The following is a 6,969-nucleotide window of genomic DNA, read 5'->3' as shown; positions in this document are numbered from 1 at the left end:
CGCCGCCCTCCACGAACGCGGTGCCGTCACCGGCGCCGACGTCACCGCGGCCGCCCGGGCCGGGGACCACACCGCCGTCGAACTCCTGGTCGCCGCCGGACGCCGGATCGGCGCCCTGCTCGCCACGCTGGTGAACTTCTACAACCCGTCGACCATCCTGCTCGGCGGCCGGGTCGCGGGCGCCGGCGACCTCCTGCTCGCCACCATCCGCGAGACGATCTACCGCCGGTCGCTGCCCCTGTCGACCCGGGAGCTGCGCATCGAGCAGGCCCGGCTCGGTGAGGAGGGCGGTCTGGTCGGGGCGGCCTGGATGGTGCTGGACGAACTCTTCTCCGTCCGCCACTTCGGCCGCTGGCTGCACGCCGGCTCACCGAACGGCATTCCGGACCTGCACACCGCGGGCGAGCGGGTCCGCGCCTGACCGGTTCCCGGCACGTTCCCGGTTCCGAGTGCGGGCGCCCCGTGTGATCTGCGCACACCGGGCGGTGCTCCGGGCACTGTCGGGACGCTCCGTGCGTTGAACGGGACAGCAACCGACAGACCCGAAGGTGGGAGTAATGACCACGGCGTTTTCCCCGACGGCGTTCACCAGGGCGTCCCAACCGCCCCAGCTGCCGACGATGCCCACGGGGTGGCCGATCGGCTCCTACGACACCTACGAGGAAGCCCAGCGTGCCGTCGACCACCTCGCCGACAGTGAGTTCCCGGTCTCCGACGTCACCATCGTCGGGGTGGATCCCCTGGTCGTCGAGCGGGTCGCGTCCCGGCTGACCTGGGGCAAGGTGCTCGGCAGCGGGGCGGGGTCCGGTGCCTGGTTCGGTCTGTTCGTGGGCCTGCTGCTCAGTCTGTTCACGCCCGGAGCGGGCCTGGCACCGATCGTGATCGGTCTGATCTCCGGTGTCGGATTCGGCGTGGCGTTCGCCGCGGCCGGCTACGCGGCCACCCGGGGCAAGCGGGACTTCGTGTCGCAGAGCCAGCTCGTCGCCCGTCGCTACGACGTCCTCTGCCAACCCCGCAACGCCGAACGCGGGCGGGACCTGCTCGGCAAGTTGGCGATGTCGGGACCGAACGGGTTCTGACCGGACGCGAACCGGAACGCCACCGGCGGCGTCCCGTCCGGTCCCGACGGCCGGGCGGGACCCCCGATCAGTTCCCGCCCGGCGTCTCGGTGGGGACGGCGACCGTGAACGGCACCCCCTCCCGCTCCGCACAGACGGGCCGGTGGGCGTTGTAGCCACCCAAGGTGCCGTGGTCGTCCACGGCACCCGTCTCCACGCGCGGGCGGGGGAACAGGTTGTCCGCACCCGTCCGGATCCGCGCGGAGGTGTGCTCGTCGCACCCGTACCGGGGGATCGACAGCGGCCGTCCGTCCTCGGTGTAGAGGTAGACGTCGGTCAGCGGATTCCCCTCGGCGTCGAAGACGTAGAGGTTGTCGAGGCGCTCCCCGTCGTGGAACAGCTCCCCGGTGCCCTCCCCGGTCGCGCCTCCGTACACGTTGTCGTGCGGGCTCGCGTGCGGTGTCTCCACGGCGGATCCCAGCAGGGCGCCGGCGAGGCCGACGGCCGTGCCCGTGACGAACGCGGTCACCGGCAGTGTCGCCCACAGCTTCCGGTGGTCGGTGCGGGACCGCGGACCCGCCCACAGGACCAGCGCGGCGAGGCCGATCATCAACGGCAGCGCCGGCCACCCGTCGTCCGCCGCGAGGAGCACGCCCAGCAGCGCCAGCACCGCCGCGGCCAACCACCACCCGAGCGGGGACAACACGCCCAGCAGGGTCCACAACCGCGCCGGAAGCCCGCTCCGGGCGGCCAGCCACCGCACTTCGGGCAGGTCGCGGATCTGATCCGTTCCCCGTGTCGAGGCGGCGAGAGCCGCCAGCCCGATCCCGACCCCGACCAGCACCAGGTAGGCGAACAGCGCACGCGGTGCGGCCTCGTGGGTGAGGCCGAGCGCCAGTCCCAGCAGCGCGGCGACGGGGACTCCGAGCGCGAGGCCCCAGAACGCGGCCCGCGGGGCCAGCCCGGAGACCGGGGCCGCGGTGCGGTCACCGTCGCCGGACGGTCGCGGGGGTGGCGGATAGTCGCCCGCGGCGCGGACCTCGGCCGCGTAGTCCTCCGGGGACCCGAGTTCGGCGGTCATCGCCGCGAGGGTCGCGTCCTCCCCGAGGCCATCGGCGATCTCCGCCAGGTGCGGCCGCACGTCCTCGACGATCTCGTCGACCTCGTCGGGTGGGAGGTCCGACAGTGCCGTGCGCACCCGGGCCAGATAGGCGCGTACGGCGGGCCGGGTGTGTGAACTCATGTTGCCTCTCCCAACAGGCTGTCCATGGTCGCCGCGAAACCGCGCCAGGTCGCCGCCGACTCGGCGAGACGCGCACGGCCCAGCTCGTTGACGCTGTAGTACTTGCGGTGGGGGCCTTCCTCGCTGGCCTGGACGTACGAGGTGAGCAGCCCCGCCTTGTACAGCCGGCGCAGCGTGCCGTACACCGAGGCGTCCCCGATCTCGTCGAGCCCCGCCTGACGCAGTCTGCGCAGGACGTCGTAGCCGTAACCGTCCTCGTCCCGCAGCACCGCCAGCACCGCGAGGTCGAGTACGCCCTTCAGTAGCTGACTGATCTCCACCGGTTCCTCCAGTTAGTGCGCGAGCGACACTACCACGCATTGCGTAGTAGTGCGCGGACGACGACCCCTACGGACCACCTCGGGATATGCCTAGCTCTGTGTCCTCGGACGGCGCTGACAACGGGGGCAGCTGAACGACGAACGGTTCATGAACGGCTCCCGGATCACCGGCGTGCCGCACCGTCGGCACGGCTCGCCCTCGCGCCCGTAGACGTCCAGGTCGCGTTCGAAATAACCGGACTCCCCGTTCACGTCGACGTACAGCGCGTCGAACGACGTACCGCCCGCCGCCAGCGCCTCGCCCATCACGGCGGCGGCGGCGTCCAGCGTCTCCCGCGCCTGACGTGCGGTGAGCCGGTCGGTGGGGCGGGTCCCGTGCAGCCGGGCCCGCCACAGCGCCTCGTCGGCGTAGATGTTGCCGATCCCGGAGACCAGGGTCTGGTCGAGCAGCGCCCGTTTGATCTCCGTGCGGCGCCGCCGGATCGCCCGGGCGGCCGCGACCGGGTCGAACAGCGGGTCCCTCGGGTCGCGGGCGATGTGCGCCACGGGCCGGGGCACGCGGGTGCCGTCGACGTCGACCAGCTCCACCGGGGTGAGACCCCCGAACGTGCGCTGGTCCACGAACCGGAGCTCCGGACCGCCGTCGGCGAAGCCGATGCGCACCCGCAGGTGCCGCTCGTCGGGAGTGCCCGGGGGGCGCATCAGCATCTGCCCGCTCATCCCGAGATGAGCCAACAGCCCCTCCTCGGGCGCCTCGCCGGGTTCCGGGGTCGGCCCGAGATCGAGCCACAGGTACTTCCCCCGGCGGCGCACGGCGATGACGGTGGCCTCCAGCAGGCGCCCCACGAAATCCGACGCGCCCGCCTCGTGCCTGCGGACGGCCCTCGGGTGCAGCACCTCGACCGATGTGATCGTGCGGCCGACGACGTGCTGTTCGAGACCGGCGCGCACGACCTCCACCTCGGGGAGTTCGGGCACGGGTGCGCCCGCCTACTCGGTGTCGTCGGCCGGGACCGCGGCGTCCGCCGAGGCGTCCGTCCCGTCCCCGGCCGTCGCGGGCGGGTGGCTCCGCAGCTCCTCGTTCAGCGCGCGCCAGGCCGACTCGGCGGCCTTCTGCTCGGCCTCCTTCTTGGTGGTGCCGTCCCCCTCCCCGAGGGACCGCCCACCGACGAGCACGACGGCGTTGAACTCCTTGCGGTGATCCGGCCCGGTGTCGACGACCTTGTACTCCGGCACGCCGAGTCCGGCCGACGCCGTCAGCTCCTGCAGGCTCGTCTTCCAGTCCAGGCCCGCACCCCGCAACGGGGCCTCGGCGAGCAGGTCGCCGAACAGCCGGTGCACCAGCGAGCGGGCGGATTCGATCCCGTGCGCCAGGTAGACGGCGCCGATCACGGCTTCGAGCCCGTCGGCGAGGATGCTCGCCTTGTCCCGGCCGCCGGTGAGTTCTTCGCCCTTACCGAGCAGCAGGTGCGCACCGAGTCCCCCCTCGCCCAGTTCACGGGCGACGCCGGCCAGCGCATGCATGTTCACCACGCTGGCCCGCAGCTTCGCGAGCTGCCCCTCCGGCAGGTCGGGATGCCGCTGGTACAGGTGGTCGGTCACCACCAGGCCGAGCACGGCATCACCCAGGAACTCCAGCCGTTCGTTGGGCTGGAGCCCACCGTTCTCGTAGGCGTACGAGCGGTGGGTCAGGGCGAGGGTCAGCAGCTCGTCGTCGAGTTCGACGGCGAGTGCGTCGCGCAGGGACGCCGGATCCGGTGCGGGCCCGGTGGGCGACTTGTCCCCCATACCGACGACCTCAGGCCGGCTCGACGACCTGCCGACCGGCGTACTGGCCACATGTCGGGCAGGCGACGTGCTGCGGCTTGAGCTCACGGCAGGCGCGGTTCTGGCAGGGCACCAGCTGCACGGGGGTCGCCTTCCACTGGGACCGGCGCGAGCGGGTGTTGGAGCGCGACATCTTCCGCTTGGGGACGGCCACGGCTGGGTCTCCTCATCAAGGTCTGCCCGCGTGACGCGGGTGTGCTTGCGAACGGTCGGACTTCACGCCCGACCGGATTACCGGTCGGAGCCGTTCGCCGTCTCGCCGCCCGAGGTGTCCTCCAGACGGTCCAGCAGCGCGGCCCACCGGGGATCTATCGTCTCATGCCCGTGTCCGGGCTCGAGCTCGGCCCACTTCATGCCGCATCCCGAACACAGGCCCTCGCAGTCGTCGCTGCACAACGGGACCAGCGGCAACGCGAGCACGAGCGTGTCCCGCACGAGGGGTTCGAGGTCGATCATGTCGTCGACGATCCGGGAGACCTCGTCCTCCTCGGCGGTCTCGTCGGTGGTGGAGTCGGGGTAGGCGAACAGCTCGGTGAGCTGGACGTCCACCTCGCCCGTGATCGGATCGAGGCACCGCGAGCACTGGCCCTCGGTCGTGGTGTGCGCGGTGCCGGTGATCAGCACGCCCTCGACCACGGATTCGAGAAGCAGGTCCACCGTGATCGTGGTGCCCTCGGCGACGACGACGACGTCCGGCACGCCCAACGCGGTGGTCGCCGGCAGTTCGCGGCGCAGGTGGTGACTCGAACCGGGGCTCCGGCCGAGTTCGTGGGTGTCGAACAGCCACGGGTTGCGCGCGTCGGTGCGCTGCGGGCTCGAACTCTGCTGGGAAGACATCGGGGCTTTCTGCGCGGTGCGGAACGGAACGGACGCCGACGACCGTGGACCGGTGCCGACCTCACCAGCGTACGCGACCGGAGGCGCTCATTGCGCCTGATAGTCGTACTCGTGGCTCGTCGCGCGCGAACCGGGGCCGAGCGTCCCCCGCAGGTGGTTGCGGCCGGAGTCGACCGTACGCAGGGTCGTCGACAGCAGCTCGGAGAACTCGGCCAGTTTGTCGTCGACGTAGGCGTCGCAGTCGGCGCGCTGCCGGTCGGCCTCGGCGTGCGCCTCGTCGACGATCCGCGCGGCCTCGTCGTGCGCGGCCTGCACCACCTCGGTCTGCGACACCAGCCGGGACTGCTCGTGTTTGCCGTCCTCGACCGAACGCTCGTAGGCGTCCCGGCCCGCCTGCACCATGCGGTCGGACTCCTCGCGGGCGCGTTCGGTGAGGTTCTCGTACTCGGCCTCACCCTCGGCCACCGTGCGGTCGGCCTCGGCACGGGCCTCGGACACGAGCTGCTCGGCCCGCTCCCGGGCCTCGGTGAGCAGGCGTTCGGCCTCCTCGTTGGCCGAGTTCACCGTCGACTCGGCCTGCTCCCGGGCGATCCGGACGATCTCGTCCCGCTTGTCGAGCACGTCCTGGGCGTCGTCCACCTCCCCGGGCAGGGCGTCGCGGACGTCGTCGAGCAGTTCCAGCACATCGCCACGGGGAACGACGCAGCTCACGGTCATCGGAACCCCGCGGGCCTCCTCCACGATCGTGACGAGCTCGTCGAGAGCCTCGAACACCCGGTACACGCCAACTCCCTCGCGGCCATCGATTCCCACGCGACACCCCCAGTCTGCCCGCTCACCCCGCGCGGTGGTGGCACCACCCCGCAGCGTGTCACCGGGGGGTCGCCGTGAAGGACCCCTTCACGGCACCGGACGCAGTGAAGGGGGCCCTCGCTGCGTCGCAGGCAGGGAAGGGGTCCTTCACGGCACCACGGGGAGTGACCGGCGCCGGGTCAGGAGTCCGGGAACTTGGTGCGGAGGCGGTCGCGGACGAGGTCGGGGACCATGCCGGTGACGTCGCCGCCGTAGGTGGCGACCTCCTTGACCAGCGAGCTGGACAGGTAGCTGTACGTCGGGTTGTTCGACATCAGCAGCGTCTCGACACCGGACAGCTCGCGGTTCATCTGCGCCATCTGCAGCTCGTAGTCGAAGTCGCTGACCGAGCGCAGGCCCTTGGCGATGGCGGCGATCCCGTTGTCCCGGCAGTAGTCCACGAGCAGGCCGTGCCACGAGTCCACCCGGACGTTCGACAGGTGCGCCGTCGTGGCCCGCAGCATCTCCATCCGTTCCTCGACGGAGAACAGGCCCTGCTTCTTCTTGTTGATCAACACGGCCACGACGACCTCGTCGAACAGCTCGGCCGCCCGTTCGACGATGTCGAGATGCCCGTTGGTCGCCGGGTCGTAGGAGCCGGGACAGACCGCTCGCCGCATGGCGCGGACGCTACCAAGCGCCAGGACACGCCACGCAATACACGCCGGACGCGCCGTTGATCACACCCGCCCGCGCCGCCGCACGGCCGCCCGCGCGGACACCGGTCCTCACCCGCCCCCGGGCGCGTCCCCGGGGAGATATTCGGCGCGGTGCAGGGCGGTGTCGCCGTACCGGCGGGTGCGCAGGGGATGGCACCCCTGCGGCCACGGCG

General features: G+C 71.7%; 10 protein-coding genes. 2 read left to right on the top strand and 8 right to left on the bottom strand.

Annotation, left to right across the window (positions count from 1 at the left end; genetic code table 11):
* Positions 1 to 421, top strand: a 421-nt coding sequence (locus ACTIR_RS21285) for an ROK family protein (protein WP_034237945.1), incomplete at its 5' end; no start/stop codon positions are given.
* A gap of 136 nt (positions 422 to 557) precedes the next feature.
* The gene (locus ACTIR_RS0102585; protein WP_026453119.1) at positions 558 to 1,079 is read left to right on the top strand and encodes a YflT domain-containing protein; all 522 of its coding nucleotides are present in this window, start codon (positions 558 to 560) and stop codon (positions 1,077 to 1,079) included.
* 67 nt (positions 1,080 to 1,146) lie between these two features.
* On the opposite strand, the gene ACTIR_RS0102580 is transcribed toward ACTIR_RS0102585, so the two are convergent.
* From ACTIR_RS0102580 to coaD, 8 genes are all read right to left on the bottom strand, one after another.
* Positions 1,147 to 2,301, bottom strand: coding sequence for a DUF1700 domain-containing protein (locus tag ACTIR_RS0102580; RefSeq protein ID WP_026453118.1), 1,155 nt, complete (start codon positions 2,299 to 2,301; stop codon positions 1,147 to 1,149).
* Positions 2,298 to 2,621 carry a PadR family transcriptional regulator gene (locus ACTIR_RS0102575; protein WP_007025811.1) on the bottom strand — a complete coding sequence of 108 codons (324 nt, stop codon included), beginning with the start codon at positions 2,619 to 2,621 and terminating at the stop codon, positions 2,298 to 2,300. The genes ACTIR_RS0102580 and ACTIR_RS0102575 overlap by 4 nt, the downstream gene beginning before the upstream one ends.
* 90 nt (positions 2,622 to 2,711) lie before the next feature.
* Positions 2,712 to 3,599: a bifunctional DNA-formamidopyrimidine glycosylase/DNA-(apurinic or apyrimidinic site) lyase gene (gene mutM, locus ACTIR_RS0102570; RefSeq protein ID WP_026453117.1), complete on the bottom strand. Its 888-nt coding sequence runs from the start codon at positions 3,597 to 3,599 to the stop codon at positions 2,712 to 2,714.
* 12 nt (positions 3,600 to 3,611) lie between these two features.
* Positions 3,612 to 4,409, bottom strand: coding sequence for a ribonuclease III (rnc, locus tag ACTIR_RS0102565; RefSeq protein WP_026453116.1), 798 nt, complete (start codon positions 4,407 to 4,409; stop codon positions 3,612 to 3,614).
* 10 nt (positions 4,410 to 4,419) lie between these two features.
* On the bottom strand, positions 4,420 to 4,602 hold the full coding sequence (gene rpmF / locus ACTIR_RS0102560) for a 50S ribosomal protein L32 (protein ID WP_007025814.1): 183 nt from the start codon (positions 4,600 to 4,602) through the stop codon (positions 4,420 to 4,422).
* 77 nt (positions 4,603 to 4,679) lie between these two features.
* Positions 4,680 to 5,285 carry a YceD family protein gene (locus tag ACTIR_RS0102555; RefSeq protein WP_026453115.1) on the bottom strand — a complete coding sequence of 202 codons (606 nt, stop codon included), beginning with the start codon at positions 5,283 to 5,285 and terminating at the stop codon, positions 4,680 to 4,682.
* Between the two features lie 87 nt (positions 5,286 to 5,372).
* A complete protein-coding gene (locus tag ACTIR_RS0102550; protein WP_026453114.1) occupies positions 5,373 to 6,068 on the bottom strand; it encodes an SPFH domain-containing protein in 696 nt (231 codons plus the stop codon).
* Positions 6,069 to 6,277: 209 nt separating this feature from the next.
* A complete protein-coding gene (coaD, locus tag ACTIR_RS0102545; RefSeq protein WP_026453113.1) occupies positions 6,278 to 6,757 on the bottom strand; it encodes a pantetheine-phosphate adenylyltransferase in 480 nt (159 codons plus the stop codon).
* Positions 6,758 to 6,969: the final 212 nt, after the last annotated feature.

This window comes from Saccharomonospora iraqiensis subsp. iraqiensis (assembly GCF_000430445.1).
GTDB classification, from domain to species: Bacteria; Actinomycetota; Actinomycetes; order Mycobacteriales; family Pseudonocardiaceae; genus Saccharomonospora; species Saccharomonospora iraqiensis.
This window is presented reverse-complemented; position numbering and strand designations above follow the sequence as displayed.

What these genes read in the sequence shown, in the direction of transcription:
- rnc (WP_026453116.1), bottom strand. Translation starts at nt 4,409, where the DNA reads ATGGGGGACAAGTCGCCCACCGGGCCCGCACCGGATCCGGCGTCCCTG.
- ACTIR_RS0102585 (WP_026453119.1), top strand. Translation starts at nt 558, where the DNA reads ATGACCACGGCGTTTTCCCCGACGGCGTTCACCAGGGCGTCCCAACCG.
- ACTIR_RS0102580 (WP_026453118.1), bottom strand. Translation starts at nt 2,301, where the DNA reads ATGAGTTCACACACCCGGCCCGCCGTACGCGCCTATCTGGCCCGGGTG.
- coaD (WP_026453113.1), bottom strand. Translation starts at nt 6,757, where the DNA reads ATGCGGCGAGCGGTCTGTCCCGGCTCCTACGACCCGGCGACCAACGGG.
- ACTIR_RS0102555 (WP_026453115.1), bottom strand. Translation starts at nt 5,285, where the DNA reads ATGTCTTCCCAGCAGAGTTCGAGCCCGCAGCGCACCGACGCGCGCAAC.